General features: G+C 32.9%; 12 protein-coding genes. 4 read left to right on the top strand and 8 right to left on the bottom strand.

The window, feature by feature from the left end:
- Positions 1–18: 18 nt before the first annotated feature.
- Genes cysS through HW275_RS08185 form a run of 5 tightly spaced genes read right to left on the bottom strand, consistent with a single transcriptional unit; the run spans position 19 to position 6,208 of the window.
- Positions 19–1,470: a cysteine--tRNA ligase gene (gene cysS, locus HW275_RS08205; RefSeq protein ID WP_178936059.1), complete on the bottom strand. Its 1,452-nt coding sequence runs from the start codon at positions 1,468–1,470 to the stop codon at positions 19–21.
- 57 nt (positions 1,471–1,527) lie between these two features.
- On the bottom strand, positions 1,528–2,022 hold the full coding sequence (locus HW275_RS08200) for a hypothetical protein (protein WP_178936058.1): 495 nt from the start codon (positions 2,020–2,022) through the stop codon (positions 1,528–1,530).
- Positions 2,023–2,043: 21 nt separating this feature from the next.
- Positions 2,044–2,655, bottom strand: coding sequence for a retron system putative HNH endonuclease (locus HW275_RS08195; protein WP_178936057.1), 612 nt, complete (start codon positions 2,653–2,655; stop codon positions 2,044–2,046).
- Positions 2,639–3,838 carry an AAA family ATPase gene (locus HW275_RS08190; RefSeq protein ID WP_178936056.1) on the bottom strand — a complete coding sequence of 400 codons (1,200 nt, stop codon included), beginning with the start codon at positions 3,836–3,838 and terminating at the stop codon, positions 2,639–2,641. The genes HW275_RS08195 and HW275_RS08190 overlap by 17 nt, the downstream gene beginning before the upstream one ends.
- Before the next feature lie 30 nt (positions 3,839–3,868).
- Complete coding sequence (locus HW275_RS08185) at positions 3,869–6,208, bottom strand: endonuclease MutS2 (protein WP_178936055.1); 2,340 nt, start codon at positions 6,206–6,208, stop codon at positions 3,869–3,871.
- An 817-nt stretch (positions 6,209–7,025) separates the two neighbouring features.
- On the opposite strand from HW275_RS08185, the gene ppc reads away from it, so the two are divergent.
- From ppc to HW275_RS08165, 4 genes are all read left to right on the top strand, one after another.
- Positions 7,026–9,827, top strand: a complete 2,802-nt coding sequence (gene ppc, locus HW275_RS08180) for a phosphoenolpyruvate carboxylase (RefSeq protein ID WP_178936054.1) — start codon at positions 7,026–7,028, stop codon at positions 9,825–9,827.
- 150 nt (positions 9,828–9,977) lie between these two features.
- Positions 9,978–10,301 carry a PepSY domain-containing protein gene (locus tag HW275_RS08175; protein ID WP_178936053.1) on the top strand — a complete coding sequence of 108 codons (324 nt, stop codon included), beginning with the start codon at positions 9,978–9,980 and terminating at the stop codon, positions 10,299–10,301.
- Between the two features lie 125 nt (positions 10,302–10,426).
- Positions 10,427–11,101, top strand: a complete 675-nt coding sequence (locus tag HW275_RS08170; RefSeq protein ID WP_178936052.1) for a response regulator transcription factor — start codon at positions 10,427–10,429, stop codon at positions 11,099–11,101.
- A gap of 37 nt (positions 11,102–11,138) precedes the next feature.
- Complete coding sequence (locus tag HW275_RS08165) at positions 11,139–12,491, top strand: HAMP domain-containing sensor histidine kinase (protein ID WP_178936051.1); 1,353 nt, start codon at positions 11,139–11,141, stop codon at positions 12,489–12,491.
- A 171-nt stretch (positions 12,492–12,662) separates the two neighbouring features.
- Here the strand turns inward: HW275_RS08165 and adhE are convergent, their stop codons facing one another.
- From adhE to trkA, 3 genes are all read right to left on the bottom strand, one after another.
- Positions 12,663–15,290, bottom strand: a complete 2,628-nt coding sequence (gene adhE, locus HW275_RS08160) for a bifunctional acetaldehyde-CoA/alcohol dehydrogenase (RefSeq protein WP_178936050.1) — start codon at positions 15,288–15,290, stop codon at positions 12,663–12,665.
- A 138-nt stretch (positions 15,291–15,428) separates the two neighbouring features.
- The gene (locus tag HW275_RS08155; protein WP_178936049.1) at positions 15,429–16,874 is read right to left on the bottom strand and encodes a TrkH family potassium uptake protein; all 1,446 of its coding nucleotides are present in this window, start codon (positions 16,872–16,874) and stop codon (positions 15,429–15,431) included.
- A gap of 9 nt (positions 16,875–16,883) precedes the next feature.
- Positions 16,884–18,242: a Trk system potassium transporter TrkA gene (gene trkA, locus HW275_RS08150; RefSeq protein ID WP_178936048.1), complete on the bottom strand. Its 1,359-nt coding sequence runs from the start codon at positions 18,240–18,242 to the stop codon at positions 16,884–16,886.
- Positions 18,243–18,257: the final 15 nt, after the last annotated feature.

Genomic DNA, 18,257 nt, shown 5'->3' with positions numbered 1-18,257 from the left:
CTCTTTTTAAATCAAAAATTACAATAAATTATAATCTGTACTTCCATCCTTATTATCCTTAATTTCTACCCCAAGTGCCTTCAATTCATCCCGAATTTCATCAGATAACTTGAAATTTTTCTCGCTTCTTGCCTCACTTCGTAATTTTATCAACAATTCAATTAATTTTTTTGTCAATTCCATATTCTCTCCATCTTCCTCCTTCACAGCATTTTCCGCTTCAAGTGCTATTCCAAATACATTTTCTATTTTCTTCTTCAAAGAATCGTAAGATTTTTTTATTTCATAATAAATTGTGGAAAACTCATTTTCATTTGTGGAAATAAATTTATTTGTTTCCCTAATCTGATCAAAAATAGTCGCTAGTGCTTGCGGTGTGTTCATATCCTCATCCATTGCCTCTTCAAATTTTTTATTAAATTCATCAATTCTTTGAGAAAATTCTGAAATTTTAACATTTTCTATTTTTTCATTTTTATATTTTTCAACAATATTCTCAAATTTATTCATTGATTTTATAATATTTTGCAACGCTTTTTTCGTATCCTCCATATTCTCAAATGAAAAGTTAATTGGCTTTCTGTAATGCGTACTTAGAATAAAAAGCCTTACTACATTCCCAGAGAATTTTTCAAGTATTTCACGAAGCAAAAAGAAATTTCCTAGCGATTTTGACATCTTGTCACCATTTATCTGAATAAATCCGTTGTGAAGCCAGTAATTTGCAAAGTTTCCGTGATAAGCACACTTGCTTTGGGCAATCTCATTTTCGTGATGCGGAAAAACTAAATCCTGTCCACCGCCGTGAATATCAAATGTATCCCCAAGATATTTTTTTGCCATGGCACTACATTCTATATGCCATCCAGGACGCCCCTGTCCCCAAGGCGATTCCCAAAACGGCTCTCCATCCTTCTTTTTCTTCCAAAGTGCAAAGTCTACTGGATTTTTCTTAATTTCTGACACATCAATCCTAGCCCCAAGTTCCAGCTCCTCAATTTTCTGATTTGACAATTTCCCATAATCCTTATATTTTTTCACCTCAAAATAAACATCCCCGTCTTTCTCATAAGCAAACCCATTATCAATTAATTTTTGAATAATCTCAATAATTTCTGCCATATTCTCAGTAACCTTAGGTCTTTTCACACTCTCAAGAATATTTAGCCTGTTAATATCTTCAAAAAAACACTTTATATATTTTTCTGAAACTTCACTTGCAGAAATTCCTTCTTCAATTGATTTATTTATAATCTTATCATCCACATCCGTAAAATTCTGTACGTAATTAACTTCCATCCCTTTATATTTAAAATATCGTGCCAACGTATCAAAAACCACAATCGGACGTGCATTTCCCAAATGTATGTAGTTATAAACCGTAGGCCCACAAACATACATTTTTACCTTATTTTCTTCTATTGTCTTAAATTCTTCGACTTTATTCGTCATTGTGTTGTAAAGTTTCATTTTTTATTCTCCCTACTTTTGAAAACTTTTAATTTATTTTGGTTCATTTAATTTTAGTTATTCCAATTTTTCTTTTATTAAACCACTAGGATAAAAAATAATAGCTGGATCAAATGTCATTATCAAATTTTTCCTTTTATATTTCTTACCTTTTCGCTCAAAAAAATATGCTCTTCTTATACCTTTTACATTTTTTAATATTAATTGAATATTATCTTTTTTCTCACCATAACTGACAATTAACGATATTTTTTTATTTTCCTTATAAAAATATCGATTTTTATAATAATTAATATATTCATCTTCTAAATAGCATTCTCTAAGAGTATCGTCATCTATTTCCCTAAACTCCCCATATCGTTCCCCATTTTCATCCAAATGCCCAATAAAAGACTGTCCATTTAATTCCCATCCAATTTTCCTTACTTTTTTATCAGGAATACATTCATATTTTTCATTTTTTTCGATAATTCGTATTATTTTTTCTTTTGGATAATTTGCTGAAAAAAGCAATGTTCCAAATAATAAAAATATTATAGTTACTTTTCCCATAATTAAACCTCGATTTTTACATTATTTAAAACTCTCAATTAAAAAATTTCTCAATGTTGGAAAATCTAAATCTTCAGATATTTCTCTCAATATTTCATCATCGTAAGTTTTTTGATAATTCTCAATCATTTTTATTACACTTTTTCTTCCCTTTAACAATCTTTTATCACCATTCAAATTCAATATTTTAATCGTGTACTCAACTTTTTCCAATTCTTTTTCTGAAATATCTTTTCTTGGAATTATTTCTCCCGTCATTCTGTTATATGAAAAATATTTCTCTGGATTGTCAATTACTGGATTTATAAACAAATCGCTCCATTTGTTGCTTTTCTTTGAGCCACAGCTCTCAATATTAAGACATCCTGTAATAAAATTTTTATAATCCAAAAATAATTCTGGAAATCTATCTTTAGGTTTAATATGTTCTATCTGACTATTTTTACTTGCAATTATTTTTCTTTCACAATAAGGACAATAACTATTATTTCCGATTTTCTGTTCATTTTCCAACATATAATTTTTTAATTCTTTTTTTATTTCAAAATCAAAATCTTTCCAATTTTTTGGTTTTTCTTTTTTCTTAAATTCTTTCAAAAAGTTTGGCTCTGAAGTTTTATTTATTTTTAACATTCTTCAACCCTTTCCTTCTGATTTGAATTTCCATATCTATAAGCATAATGTCCTCGTCCATTGTCCCCAATATTTCCTTTAAATCACCATATTCTTTTTTAAAATCATCAGTTTCATACTTATCCTCATTAACCATTTCTCTAATTTTTTCCAATTTATCAAATATTTCCTGATTTCTAGTTGTTTTAAGCCCCATTATATCTTCTAATATTCTCTCTGTCGGCTGTCCATAAGAATCATACAATTCATCCCCAGTTTTAACCACAATTTTCCCTTCATCATCCTTATCCAGCAACATAATATTTTCTTTTTTCACACTTCCTAAAATATGTGGCGAATGTGTTGCAATAATTATCTGATTGTTTTTTCCAATTTTTCTATAAACATCGACAATTCTTTGCTGCCATCTCGGATGCAATGAAAGTTCTGGCTCATCGATCAAAATAATTGAATTTTCAGGATTTAACATTTTTATAGCCAAAGTCCGTAAAAATAACTGTTTTTCACCAGACGATAATTCGTTTATATCAAATTCATCTCCTGAAGAATTTGTGAAAAGTGTAATATTTCTACCATCTTGTGAAATATCTTCAACTTTTACATCTATACTTAAATTTTCAAATATTTCATTTATTTCATTAAAAACTTTTTTTTGTACGTCTCCAACTTTTTCATTTTTATTTTTGAGCATTGCTGAAATCATTTTTGTAGCTATGTAAGACGGAATATCTTTTATTAAATTTGTATTCACAATATTAATAAATTTATATTCTTGAACTAAAGTAGTCGAAGCTACATTCATTTTTTGAAAATTTATTTCTGTTGGAACATAAATTATTTTAGGTAAAATATCTAATTTATTTTTTATTTCAATATGTATTTCATATAATGGATTATTAACTTCATGATAACTAAAATTTTTTAATCCGTAAAAAAAATTTTGAACATTACTTATACAATTTTTTTCTTTTTCTTCATAAAATATTCCTACTTCAATATTATTCTGTTTATAATCAAGATAATCTTGAAAATATTTTAAAATACTTTCCAAAACTCTAGTTTTTCCACTTCCATTTGAACCTGCTAAAACTAATAAATCTAACAGTTCATCATTTTTTTCAAAATTTATAGATATATCTCTCAATCCTTTAAATTCTTTTATATGAAGATTTTTTATTTTCATAAATTTTCATTCTCCTTTAAATCAAATGTCCTACTTCAAAGTAGCCACCGTACACCCAATTCCACCTTCATTCTGATTGGCATCCTTAAATTCTGTTACATATTTTGAAGTTCTTAAGTATTCGTGGATTTTTTTTCTTAGAACCATTGTTCCTTTTCCGTGAATTATGTAGATTTCGTGGTAGCCTGTGAGCATTGCTCTGTCCATGTATGTTTCAAGTTCAGCGATTGCTTCATCGGCGTTCATTCCACGCAAGTCGATTTCTCCTCGTACTTGGGAAGTTCGTTTTAATGAGGCGAAGTTTTTGAATTTATTTGTTTTTCTCTTCTGAATTTTTACAATATCGTCAGTTGATACAACCAGCTTTAATATTCCAGTTTGGACTTGGATACGGTTGTTTGACATTATTTTCAAAATTTTTCCATTTTGGTTCATTGTTTTTACAAGCACTTCTTCTCCAACGGAAAAATCCGTATTTTGAGTAACAACTTTCTTTTCCTTTACATTTTTCTTTTTATCCGTAATAAATGATTCACGTAGCATATTCAGGCTTCTTTGAGCATTTTTTGCATCTTCTTTCTTAGATTCCTCGCTGTTAATTTTGTCAATCAGGTTTTTGGCTTTTGCCTGCATATTTTTCAAGTAATTATCGGCTTCCTCGTAGGCACGTTTTATAATTTCATTTTTTTCATTTTCAAGTTTTATCATTTTTTCTTCATAAATAGTCTTTTGCTTGTCAAGTTCCGTTCTTGTTGCTTCCAATTGTGCCTGCATTGTTTCCAGCTCGTCATTTTTTTCCTTTATTGATTTTAGCATTTCTTCAACACGCTGATTGTCTTCACTTATGTAACTTTTTGCATTTTCAATTACTTCTTCACTAATCCCATATTTTCTTGCAATTATAAGGGCGTTACTTTCCCCTGGTATTCCTTCCAGCAGTCTGTACGTTGGAGATAACGTTTCTACGTTAAATTCCATTGAAGCACTTTTAATTCCTGTTGTATTAAAGGCGTATGCTTTTACTTCGCTGTAATGGGTTGTAATTATTGAAGTTACGTGCTTTTTATTTAGATAATCAATAATTGCCATTGCAAAAGCCGCTCCTTCCATCGGATCAGTTCCACTTCCTAATTCGTCCATTAATACAAGTGATTTACCGTTTGCATGTTCAATTATATCTTTTATCTTGCTAACATGCCCTGAAAATGAGGATAAATTTTGTTCCAGACTTTGTTCGTCCCCAATATCAGCCAATACATTGTGAAAATATCCAATTTCAGTTTTTTCATTCGCAGGAATTGGGATACCAGATAAAGCCATAATTGTAAGAAGTCCAGCCACTTTCAATGTTACCGTTTTCCCACCAGTATTAGGCCCTGTAATAAGCATTATATTCTCAGGATTCCCAAGTTCAAAGTTAATCGGCACAACCGCATTTTCATCAATCAATGGATGTCTTGCTTCAACCAGTTTCAAATATTCCTTGTTAATAATTTTTGGAACAATACATTTCTTATTAACCGAATAAGTCGTTTTCGCATCAATGAAGTCCAGTCTTTCCAAAATTTCCTTAATTTCCAGAATTTCTTCCTTTTTCGTTTTTACAAGTTCTGTAATTCTAAGCAGTATTTTTCTAATTTCCTCACGCTCACGAGCCTCATATTCACGTAATTTGTTATTTAATGAAACAACATTTAAAGGCTCAATGTAAACCGTACTTCCTGTTGCAGACCTGTCATGTTCTATTCCTTTTATAAGCCCTTTAAAATCAGTCTTTACAGCAATTACATATCTGTCATTTCTCTGAGTTATTATTCTTTCCTGAATGGCATTTTGCGTACTTTTATTAGAAATCAGCTCATCAAATTTCTCTTTAATATTTGCATTAATATTCTGCTTCTGCCTTCTCACATCTCTCAGTCCAATTGAAGCATCATCCTTTAACACTCCTTCATCGTTAATCGCTTCTGAAATAAAATTCTCAATATCCTTAACTTCTTCAACATCACTAAACAAATTCCAAATTGTTCTATATTTATCCCTGACATTCTTAGCTCTGCTCTTAGAAATCCTAAAAATTGTCAAATTTTTCTTCAAAACCGCCAAATCCTCAGCACTCAAATAAGATCCAATAATATCAATAGAATTCATCATCTTAGTAATATCCGCAAGCCCCACAAGTTCCAGTCCGTCATCATATTTATAAAAGTCAATCATCTCTTTCATGAGCATAAGCTCCCTGTCCAAAACCGACTTTTCCTTTATAATATCAATATCCAGAAACTTTTCTTTCGTCTTTTCCAATCTTGATAAATCAATAAGTTCGTTAATTATCTTATAAAATTCCAATACATCATAATTTTTTTCCATTTTCTTTCCCTCAACATTCTTTTTTTCTTTTATTTAATATTTTAAAAATCCTATATTCTTATTTAAATTATATGAAACAAATTATTGTTAATAAAGATTTTTCCTGATAATTTTATGCTTTTTCTTTTTTATAAAGCAAAGGGGAACAGTCGCCATCCCCTTTGCAATCCCCGCTCGTCTAAGCATTTTTTTGAAATAAAAATGAAACTCGCTACGTAAAACTTCGCTCAAACAATCATTTTCATTACAAAAAAATCACGACAATTTTAATTTAATTACAACAGTTAATTTAACTAAAACAAATAATAAGCAAAATTTCGTTAGAAGAAAAATAGCTGTTTGAGCTTCTAAAATAAATTTTGAATTATATATAGTTATTTATGATGAAATAATCTATATTCAAAAGCAAGTTCTATTTTTTCTATAAGAAAGTTTTACGTAAAGCGTGGGTAGTTCGTAGAACTTTCGCAAACATTATTAAGTGTTAACTAGTTAATTATGCTAAAATAACTGTTATTGCGAAACAGGAAAGATGGCATCTGATCTCCCTGCTTAAAATAATTTAAATAATAAAAATTAAAAAAATTCACTATGTAAATAAGTCCACTTTAAGTTAACTAAAATAAAAAATTTATTTTTAAAAAATATTTTTTGTAAATTTTTTATATTTTGTTAAAATTATAGCACATTTTGTAATAATTTAAAATCGCTATTTAATACGAAACGTTTTTGTGATATAATTTAAAAGGTAAAATACTTAAATAAATAATATAAACAATAAATACAATTACCATAAAAGAAAGAGAGCGTGAAATAAATGGATTTAAAAAATTTACCGATAACTCCCTTGCCGTCAGTGAAACTTGATGAGCATCAGGAGGATTTGCTCGTTCATAATGAACTTTTTGCAACTCTTCTGGGAGAAACAATTTTTAGATATGCGGGCTTACATATTTATGAGGTTACTGAAAAATTGAAGGCGGCTTCAAGCAAATATTATAAGACGCAAAAACAGGAAGCCAGAAAAAATTTATCGTCTTTCTGTTCAGAACTTACTGATGCGGAAATTCTACGTGTGATAAGAGGCTTTTCGATTTTTTCGGCACTTGCGAATATTGCTGAAGATGTGTATCAAACTCATGAGCAGCGATATGCAAAAATTTCAAACAAGCTGCAGATTGGATCTCTCGAAAAATCGTTAAAAAATTTAAAGAAAAAGGGAATTAGCCAGGAAAAAATATTGAAGGCTATGGAAAGGGTTTCAATTGTTCCAGTTTTGACAGCACATCCGACACAGGTTCAAAGAAAAAGTATTCTGGACTTGACAAAGAAATTAACTGATATTCTGGATAAATATGAAAATGTAAAATCTCATCAGATTGATGAAAACGAATGGCTGAATGACTTGAACCGCGGTATTCAGATCTGGTGGCAAACTGCAATGCTGCGGGCTGCAAAATTGCGTGTGACAGATGAAATTAGCAATGCCTTAAGTTACTATAACATTACATTTTTCAATGAAATCCCAAGACTTATGAATAAATTTCAGGAAATTTCAAAAACATTGGGAAATTCTGAATTAAAATCCCAGGCTCTGCTTCCGCTTACAATGGGAATGTGGATTGGTGGAGATAGGGACGGAAACCCTTATGTTACGGTAAATACGCTGGAGCAGTCGGCACAGGAGCAGGCTATAAAATTATTTCAGCACTATTTGGACGTAGTCCGTGAAATTTACAGGGACTTGTCAATGTCAATCTCTATGACAAACGTGACTGAGGAACTACAAAAACTGGCTGATGCCTCTGGAGAAGTTTCGCCGCACCGTACACATGAGCCATACCGCCGTGCATTGACAACAATAACAGACAGGCTACTTGCCACAGCCTACAATCTATGTGATTATAACCGTGATCTGCTGCCACCAAAAAGAAAAAATGGGATTGACATTCCCTACAAATCAGCCAGTGAATTTACATATGATCTTGTAATCGTGGCAGAATCTCTTAAAAAGAATAACAGCGAATTTCTGGCACAAGGAACATTAAACAATTTAATCAGTGCCACAAAAATATTTGGATTCCATCTTGCGACAATTGATTTAAGACAGGATTCCAGCGTTCATGAAGTATGTGTTGCAGAACTTCTGAAAAGTGCAAATATTCTAGGAGATTACCTGAGCCTGTCAGAAGATGCAAGATGTGAAATTTTACTGCGTGAACTGGAACATGATCCTAGAATTTTAAGCGATCCGACAATTCCACAAAGTGAAACATTAGCCTCAGAACTTGCAATTTACAGAAAGGCAAAATCTTTAAGGGAACGTTTTGGAGATAAAATTATTGAAAAAAATCTGATTTCTCACGCAACAAGCGTTTCAGATATGCTAGAAATAGCCATTTTACTAAAGGAAGCCAACCTTGCGAAAGGAAATGAAGGAAATGAATTCTGCGATCTGCAGATTGTGCCGCTTTTTGAAACGGTGGAAGATTTAATTGCAGCTCCTGATATTTTGAGAAAATGGTTTAACTTGCCATTAGTGAAAAAATGGATGGATAAAAAAGGGCGAAAACAGGAAGTTATGCTAGGATATTCAGACAGTAACAAAGACGGCGGATACCTAAGTTCAAGCTGGTCCTTATACAAGGCGCAAAAGGAGCTGACTGCAATAGGACGGGAATTTGACGTGGAAATTTCATTCTTCCATGGACGTGGCGGAACAGTCGGACGTGGTGGAGGGCCAAGCTATGAAGCCATTTTGGCACAGCCTGAAGGAAGTACAGACGGAACTATAAGGCTTACAGAGCAAGGGGAAGTAATCGGCGCTAAATACGGAAATCCAGATTTAGGGCTGAAAAACTTGGAAGCATTGGTTTCAGCGGCTCTTGAGTCGAGCGCATTGACAGTAGAAGATGTAAACTGGGAAGAATATGAAAAAATAATAGAAAGCGTTTCAGAATTAAGTTATTATGCCTACCGTAACTTAGTTTACAATACAGAGGGATTTTCAGACTTCTTCTTTGAAGTTACGCCAATAAACTTTATTGCAGGGCTAAATATCGGTTCAAGGCCATCTTCACGTAAAAAGACGCAGTCGCTGGAAAGCTTAAGAGCAATCCCGTGGGTATTCTCATGGTCTCAGGCCAGAATAATGCTGCCAGGCTGGTACGGTGTCGGAACAGCATTTACAAAATGGATTGACAATGACGGTAAAAAGCTTGAAATTCTGCAAAATATGTACAAGCAATGGCCATTCTTCCGTTCAACAATTTCAAATGTTGACATGGTTCTGTCAAAAACAGATTTATCAATTTTCGCTGAATATGTAAAACTGGCAAGCGATCAGGAAACAGCCCAGAAAATTTTTAACGAAATTGAAAAGGAATGGGTTTTAACAATTGATATTTTGAAAAAAATTACAGGAAGCAATGTCCTGCTGGCGGACAATCCAGAACTGGCAAGCAGCTTACGAAACCGTCTGCCGTATTTCGACTCAATGAACTATTTGCAAATTGAATTAATTAAACGTTCAAGAGCCGGAGATGATTCAGAAGAACTGAAAAAAGCCATTCATATTTCAATAAACGGACTGGCAACTGGACTTCGTAACAGTGGATAATATAAATTTAAAGGAATATTTCTAATTAAAATTAGGACTGTTCCTTTTTTTCTAAAAAATTTTTCTTCATTCATTTTATATTCATAAAACTGTTCTATAATGTATTCAAGATAAAGGATAACGAAAAATGAATATTAAAGGAGAAAAGCCATGAAAAAGAAAATTTTAAGTATCACACTATTATCAATTATGATACTAGGAGTATCAGCAAACGCAAAAAGCACACACAAACATGAACATAAACATAGCAGACACATTTCCTCGAACAGCTACATTGGCGTAAATAGGGCAAAGAACATTGCATTGAAAAAAGTTTCAGGAGCGAACAGTTCCCACGTGAAGGAAATCCACTTGGACAGAGAAAATGGAAGAATGGTTTATGAAGGAGAAATTTACTACAACGGATGGGAATACGAATTTGACATTGATGCTGTAACTGGCGCTATTGTAAAATGGAAAGCAGACAGAGATTAATAAAACTATGTTAAAAAATGTCTTTAGAGGGTTAATTGGAAATTTATTATTTTTCAGTTTACTCTCTTTTTTATTTATTAAATTTATGATATACTCAAAAAATACAGTTGAAAGGAATATTTAAAATGAAAATTTTGCTGGCAGAGGATGAGATAGACTTGAATAATATTGTTACAAAATATCTTAAAAAAAATGGTTACAGTGTAGACAGTGTTTTTGATGGAGAAGAAACCTTGGATTATTTAAAATACAGCGAATACGATCTGGTAATTCTGGATATTATGATGCCGAAAGTAAATGGCTTTGAAGTTATAAAAAAACTTAGAGATAAAGGAAATAATACCGCTATTCTTGTACTTACTGCGAGAAACAGCTCAGATGACAAGGTAACAGGGCTAGATTTGGGAGCGGACGACTATATTGTGAAACCATTTGACTTTAATGAGCTTATGGCAAGAATCAGAGCAGTTATGAGAAGAAAATACGGCAACAGTTCGAATAAACTTGTGACAGGAGATTTAGTTCTTGATATTTCTGAAAAGTCAGTAACAAGGGATGGAAAGCAGATAGAATTAACAGGAAAGGAATATGAGGTTCTGGAATATCTTATGCAGAATAAAAACAGGGTTTTGAGCAGGGAGCAGATTAAGCAGCATGTTTGGAGCTATGATTATGAAGGGGATTCTAATATAATTGACGTTCTGATAAAAAATATTAGAAAAAAAATAAATATAGCAGATGGAAAACAGATAATTTTTACAAAAAGAGGGCTTGGCTATGTTATAAAAGATGAAAATTAAATTTTAAAATGTTAAATGAAAGGAATAGCTGAAAACATTGAAAAATAAGACAAATAAAATTTGGGAAAATTTCCCTGTAACTGTAAAAATAACCCTCTGGTACACCGCTTTTATCGTAATTTTAATATCGGTTATGCTAGCCGTGTCTTTTACTATTGCAGACAAAATGACTGGGGACTTGAATCAAAGGGAGCTTATGGATTCAGTAGTTGAGATGGCTTCTGAGATGGTTTCCAATCCTGATGAGTTTGATGACTTTGATGACGGGATTTATTTTGTGAAGTATAATAGTGCCGGGATAGAAATGGCTGGAATGTCGCCAAGAGGCTTTGACTTGACGTTAAATTTTGCAGAAAACACAGTCAGAATTTATGAAAAAAATGGAGGGAAATACTATTATTTTGATAAAAAAATAAATGCTCCCGGAGGGGAATGGATCAGGGGAATTATCCCAGTAAGCAAGTTGACAAATGAAGTAAATAGAATGCTTTTAATAATTTTAATTTCAAGTCCGTTATTACTGCTAATAATAATTTATGGCGGATATAAAATTATAAAAAAAGCCTTAAATCCCGTAGCCAAAATATCAGATACAGCCTCAGAAATTCAAAAAAACGGCGATTTTTCCAAAAGAATTGAAATTGATGAAGGAAAAGATGAAATACACAAGATGGCAAATGCCTTTAATGAAATGCTAAACTCGCTTGAAAATTCCTACATACGTGAAAAACAGTTCAGTTCAGACGTTTCACATGAACTTCGGACACCTGTGAGCGTTATACTTACAGAAAGCCAATATTCGCTGGAATATGCAGATACTTTAGAAGAGGCAAAAGACTCTTTTTCTGTTATTCAGCGTCAAGCCAAAAGAATCTCAGAGCTAATAAATCAAATAATGGAACTTTCCAAAATAGAAAAGCAGACAGCAGTTGAATTACAAAAAATAAATTTTTCAGAAACAATGGAAAAAATACTGGAAGACTGTAAAAATCTGCTGGGTGAAAAAAATATAAAAATTTCAAAAGCTGTTGAACAAGACATATTTATAAACGCTGATAAAGTAATGATGGAAAGGCTGCTTGACAATTTGCTTAATAATGCAATGAAATTTACGAAGGACAAAATAAGTGTAAAGCTATATTCAGAAAATAAAAGCTGTATTTTGGAAATTGAAGACAACGGAATTGGAATGTCCGAAGATGATAAAAAACTTATCTGGGGCAGATTTTACCAAGTAAACAGCTCACGAAACAAAAAGATAAACAAAGGTTTTGGGCTAGGACTTTTCCTAGTTTCTAAAATTATTGAGCAGCATAACGCAAGTATTGAAGTTGAAAGTGAACTGAATGAAGGGACAAAATTTGTCGTTAAATTTATAAGAATTAATTAATTTTAAAAGGGATAATCTCTATTTTGAGAAAATCCCTTATTTTTTCACTTTATTTTATAGTAAAACTGTTTTAAACCCGAACTAAAAAGTTATGATTTTACTCAAACCCTAAATTTATATAATTTTTAGCAGTTTAATTTTAAATAGGTGAGTATATTTCAGAAACTTAGATTAAAAACCTAAAATTTTTGCCACTCTTTCCTTTTCATTTTCCCATTCTTTTCCATAGTAAGATTTCAAGTAAATTTCTCTTAATTCTTCCATTAGCGGATATCTTGGGTTAGCTGGCGTACATTGGTCATCGAAGGCATCTAGCGACATTTCGTCTACTGCTTCCAGGAAGTCTTTTTCAGGCACTCCCCATTCCTTAATGCTTGCTGGAATTCCAATTCTTCTATTTAATTCATTAATTCCCTTAATTAAATTTTCCACTTTTTCTTCCTTAGTGTTTCCGCCAAATCCTAGATAATCATTCATTTCAGCATATCTTTGCATTGCGTCAGGATATCTGTATTGAGGGAACAGTCCCATCTTTGTTGGCGCCTCAACTGCGTTGAAACGGATAACTTCTTCAAGAAGCATCGCATTTGCGATACCATGCGGAACGTGGAATTTTCCTCCAAGTTTATGTGCAAGCGAGTGATTTATTCCTAAGAATGCGTTTGCGAAAGCCATTCCTGCAAGACAAGAGGCATTTGCCATTTTTTCTTTTGCCTTGATTGCTTTTGAACCTAAATCTACTGAGTCTGGCAAATATTTAAATACAAGTCTTGCCGCTTCCTTTGAATATGGTTTTGTATATTCTGTTGCCATAATTGAAACATAAGATTCAAGCGCATGCGTAAATACGTCAATTCCAGATGCTATTGTAAGCCCTTTTGGCATTGTAAGCATAAGTTCAGGATCATTAATTGCCACGTGCGGCGTCAATGCGTAATCTGCAAGAGGATATTTAATTCCAGTTTCATCATCTGTAATTACAGAAAATGGCGTTACTTCCGAACCAGTTCCAGATGATGTCGCAACCGCAATAAATTTAGCCTTTTTACCCATTTCAGGAAATTCGACGATTCTCTTTCTGATATCCATAAATCTCATTGCCAAATCTCTAAATTTCAATTCAGGATGTTCATACAGAACCCACATAATTTTAGCGGCATCCATTGCAGATCCTCCACCAAGAGCGATAACAACGTCAGGATTGTATTCAAGCATTGCTTTTGCCCCAGCCTGAGCCGAACTCAATGTTGGATCTTCCTTTACTTCCGAGAATATTCTGTAATCAATATTTATATTCTCTAACACTTTTGTAATGTGTTCTGCATATCCTAATTCTGCCAACACTTTATCTGTCACAATAAACGCTTTTTTGTGGATTCCTTTTAACTCTTCTAAAGCTGTCGGAAGTGATCCGTATTTAAAATAAATTTTCCCAGGAACTTTGAACCATAACATATTTTCTCTTCTTTCTGCAATTGTTTTTACATTTAATAAATGTTTTACTCCTACATTTTCTGACACAGAATTTCCTCCCCATGAACCACATCCAAGTGTTAATGATGGCTCTAATTTAAAGTTAAATACATCTCCGATTGCCCCAAGCGATGCCGGCATATTGATTAGTGTACGTCCTGTTTTCATCAGTCTTCCAAATTTATCTATTTTTTCTTTTTCCGCTAAATTAATGTATAGTGATGAAGTATGTCCCAATCCTCCAAGTCTTACCAACTCATCAGCTTTTTTCAGTGCATCTTCAAAATTTTCAGCTTTGTACATTGCAAGCACTGGTGATAATTTTTCATGTGCAAAAGGTTCTTCTGTTCCAGTAGATTCCACTTCCCCGATTAACACTTTTGAACTTTTTGGAATTTCAAATCCTGCCATGCCTGCAATAACATATGCACTTTTTCCAACTACTTCAGCATTCAGGTTTCCATTTATAAACAATATTTCCCTTACCTTGTTTAATTCCTCTTCGTTAAGAATGTAAGCACCTCTATTTAAAAACTCATTTTTAACTCTGTCATAAATTTCCTTATCTATAATTACAGACTGCTCTGTTGCACAAATTACCCCATTGTCAAACGTTTTTGACATCAAAATATAGTTTGCAGTCATTTTTATATCTGCCGATTTGTCAATTACAACTGGCGTATTTCCAGCTCCAACCCCAATTGCAGGAGTTCCTGATGAATATGCAGCCTTAACCATTCCCGGCCCTCCTGTCGCAAGTATCAAGTCAGCGCTTGCCATAAGTTCTCTTGACAATTCCACACTCGGCTCGTCAATCCATCCGATTATGTCCTTTGGCGCTCCGTATTTTACCGCTGTTTCCAATGCAATTTTAGCTGTTTCAATTGTTGCCTGTTTTGCTCTTGGGTGTGGTGAAAATATTATTGCGTTTCTTGTTTTTAATGATATTAATGTTTTGAACATTGCTGTTGACGTTGGGTTTGTTGTTGGTACAATCCCTGCAATAATCCCAATTGGAGTTGCAATTTTTTTAACTCCATAAGATCTGTCGTCTTCCAGCACTCCACAAGTTTTTTCGTCTTTGTATTTATTGTAAATGTATTCAGAAGCAAAGTGATTTTTTATTACTTTATCTTCCACAATCCCCATTCCAGTTTCTGCCACTGCCAGATTTGCCAATGTAATTCTTTCATCATTCATTTTTTGAGCCACTTTTCTAAAAATCTTGTCGACTCTTTCCTGATCAAATGTCGCAAATTCTTCCTGAGCCTTTTTAACTCTTTGAATAAGTTCCTTCAAACTTTCCAAATCTTTAACTACTGCCATTTTTCCTCCTATAAATAAAGCATAATTTTGTTACATTCCTTACAAATTATATAATACTCTATTTTGTTAAAAAACTCAAGTTTTTTTTTTCACTTTCTCATTTTAATTTATATTTGTATAACAAAGTAAGATAATTTTTTATTTTAATTTCCATGCTGTTGGGGAAAATAATATTAACATCGGGAAAATTTCCAGCCTTCCTGCCAGCATTCCAAAACTTAAGATTACTTTTGAAAAATTGTTCAGTTCAGCAAAGCTGAATGCTGGACCTACTTTTCCTAGTCCTGGACCGATATTGTTGAATGTGGCTGCAACGGCACTGAATGCTGTCATAAAATCATCCACTGAATAGGAGATCATTAGTAAAATTCCTCCAAATACAAGCGCATATACTAAAAAATATACCGCGATGCTTTTTTGCATTTTCACATTTACTGCCTTATCGTCGTATTTTACTGTAACTACACGGTTTGGGCTTATCATTTGGACTATTTCTGCAAAGTAGATTTTTACCATCAGCACTACTCTTGATATTTTCAGCCCTCCAGCTGTAGAACCTGCACAGCCTCCAAAAAACATTAAAATTAGCAATATGGCTTGTGAAAATAACGGCCATTTTCCAAAGTCAGCTGTAGAATATCCCGTTGTCGTTATAACTGATGAAACAGAAAAAAATACATCTCTTATGCAGTTCCAGATTGAGCCATATGTTTGATATATATTAAAAACTATTAATGCAATTGCTCCAAAAACTATTAGCAAATAATATTTTAGTTCTTCATTTTTAAAGACATCTTTTACTTTTCCAATTAAAATAAAATAATAAATATTGAAGTTTACTCCAAAAACTAGCATTCCAATTCCTAAAACAATTTCAACATATGGATTATTGTATGGCAATATACTTCCATTTCTTACTCCAAAGCCACCTGTTCCAGCCGTACCAAATGCAAGAAGCGAAGATTCAAACAAATCCAGCCCTCCAAACATTAATAAAATTATTACAGCAATTGTCATTACAATATAAATTTTATAAAGCATTCTCGCCGTTGTTGATAATTTTGAGACCAATTTCCCAAATGTTGGCCCCGGGACTTCGGCTTTCATTACGTGAACTGAAGTCGCAGAGCTTGGGAAAATTGCAAGCGCCAGAACCAGCACCCCCATTCCTCCTACAAAATGGGTAAAACTCCGCCAAAATAAATTAGAATGGCTAATTTTGCTAAGATCTGTTATTATACTTGAACCTGTTGTTGTAAAGCCGCTTACAATCTCAAAAAAAGCATCTATAAATGAAGGTATTTCCTTTGTAATTACAAATGGCAATGCTCCAAACATGGACATCAGAATCCAGGACAATGAAACGATGATATAGCCTTCTCTCCCCTGAATACGTTCGTCTCTGGGAAGTTTCATTGAAAGCAGAAAACCAGTTGCCAAAAGAAGTAATATTACAGAACCATAAGCAATTTTATATTTTGTACTTTCATTGTATAAAAAACTTATGATTAGGGGTAAAACCATTAATCCAGCTTCAAGTATAAGTATTTTTCCAATTATGTAACCTATCATTTTTTTATTCATTTTTACTCCTTAAATTCGCTCAAGTATGTCGTCAAAATCTTCTATTGAAGGAATTGTTGAAACTATCATCACACTATCGCTAATTTTTATCATGTCATTTCCGCCTGGGAAAATCATTTTCCCATTTCTCAATATGCTTGCAATCAATGTTCCTTTTTTTATTTTCAATTCCTTTAGCGGCACATCAATGGCAGCGCTGTTTTCATTAATTTCAAAAGTGATAAATTCCACCTGATTTTCAAGCCTGTATAGCAAACTCATTGTAGAGCCTCGCATATCAGTCCTTGATCTTACAACGCTGATTATCATGTCAGAAATAACTTTTTTCGGCACGACGGTTGATGTACCAGTGCTTTTTTCCAATATTGGGAGCAGCAATGTCCTGTTCATCTTTGTAATCAGCTTGGCATCTGTTATGGAATTTGCAAACATTGAAATAACGGCATTCTCCTCATCACTGTCTGTAAGAACCACAACAGCGTCATAATTTTTTATGCCTTCCTGAATCAAAAATTCCTGATCCGCTTCATCCCCTTTTATTACAATGGCTTTTGAATATGCCTCGCTTAATTTTTCAGCCCGTTCCCATTCATTTTCAATAACCTTGACTTTATTTTTATTTTCCAGTAATTTTCCAATCAGATAATGAGTAATTGTTCCGCCGCCAATAAGCATTGTTGACTTTATTTTTAAATTACTTTGTTCAACTTTATCATAAAATTTACGTACTGCGTCAATAGATCCGGCAATATAGATAATATCATCTTCCAGGATTGTAAAATCTCCGCTTGGTATAAATATCTCCTTGCCTCTTTTAACAGTGCAGATTATTATTTTGTCCTGTGAATCAAATTCCAAATTTTTTAACTGTGTCCCATTCAAAAAACTATGTTTTTCGACTCTTATTGAAATAAAATTCGCTTTTTGCCCAAAAAAGTTTTCTACACTCAGTGCTACTGGAAACATCAGTTTATTTGCGATATTTTTCGCCGATTCAAATTCAGGATTCAGCATAAGCGAAATTCCCAGATCTTTCCTTACAAACTGCATATTTGAACTGTACTCAGGATTTCTTACCCTTGCTATCGTAAATTTTGCTCCAATTTTTTTTGCAATAATTGAGGAAATTATATTTAACTCATCCGACTCTGTTGCTGCAATAAAAATATCGGCACTGTCTGCGCCAGCTTCAAGCAAAGTTGCATACGAAGCCCCATTTCCAACCATTCCCGTTATATCATAGGTTTCCATAATCTTATTTAATACTTTTTCTTCCTTTTCAATTAAGATGACATCGTTCCCTTCTTCTGATAATTCACTGCAAAGCGATTCACCAACGACACCAGCTCCCGCTATAACTATTTTCATACTCTATACTCTCTC

Source organism: Leptotrichia sp. oral taxon 223 (genome assembly GCF_013394795.1).
In the GTDB taxonomy this organism is placed as follows: Bacteria; Fusobacteriota; Fusobacteriia; order Fusobacteriales; family Leptotrichiaceae; genus Leptotrichia.
The sequence above is the reverse complement of the archived record's forward strand: the minus strand, read 5'-3'. Positions and strand labels throughout refer to the sequence as shown.

Excerpts from the sequence above, each read along its gene's own strand:
- HW275_RS08190 (WP_178936056.1), bottom strand. The coding sequence starts at position 3,838 with ATGAAAATAAAAAATCTTCATATAAAAGAATTTAAAGGATTGAGAGAT.
- ppc (WP_178936054.1), top strand. The coding sequence starts at position 7,026 with ATGGATTTAAAAAATTTACCGATAACTCCCTTGCCGTCAGTGAAACTT.
- HW275_RS08185 (WP_178936055.1), bottom strand. The coding sequence starts at position 6,208 with ATGGAAAAAAATTATGATGTATTGGAATTTTATAAGATAATTAACGAA.
- HW275_RS08175 (WP_178936053.1), top strand. The coding sequence starts at position 9,978 with ATGAAAAAGAAAATTTTAAGTATCACACTATTATCAATTATGATACTA.
- HW275_RS08170 (WP_178936052.1), top strand. The coding sequence starts at position 10,427 with ATGAAAATTTTGCTGGCAGAGGATGAGATAGACTTGAATAATATTGTT.
- trkA (WP_178936048.1), bottom strand. The coding sequence starts at position 18,242 with ATGAAAATAGTTATAGCGGGAGCTGGTGTCGTTGGTGAATCGCTTTGC.
- cysS (WP_178936059.1), bottom strand. The coding sequence starts at position 1,470 with ATGAAACTTTACAACACAATGACGAATAAAGTCGAAGAATTTAAGACA.
- HW275_RS08195 (WP_178936057.1), bottom strand. The coding sequence starts at position 2,655 with ATGTTAAAAATAAATAAAACTTCAGAGCCAAACTTTTTGAAAGAATTT.
- HW275_RS08200 (WP_178936058.1), bottom strand. The coding sequence starts at position 2,022 with ATGGGAAAAGTAACTATAATATTTTTATTATTTGGAACATTGCTTTTT.
- adhE (WP_178936050.1), bottom strand. The coding sequence starts at position 15,290 with ATGGCAGTAGTTAAAGATTTGGAAAGTTTGAAGGAACTTATTCAAAGA.
- HW275_RS08155 (WP_178936049.1), bottom strand. The coding sequence starts at position 16,874 with ATGAATAAAAAAATGATAGGTTACATAATTGGAAAAATACTTATACTT.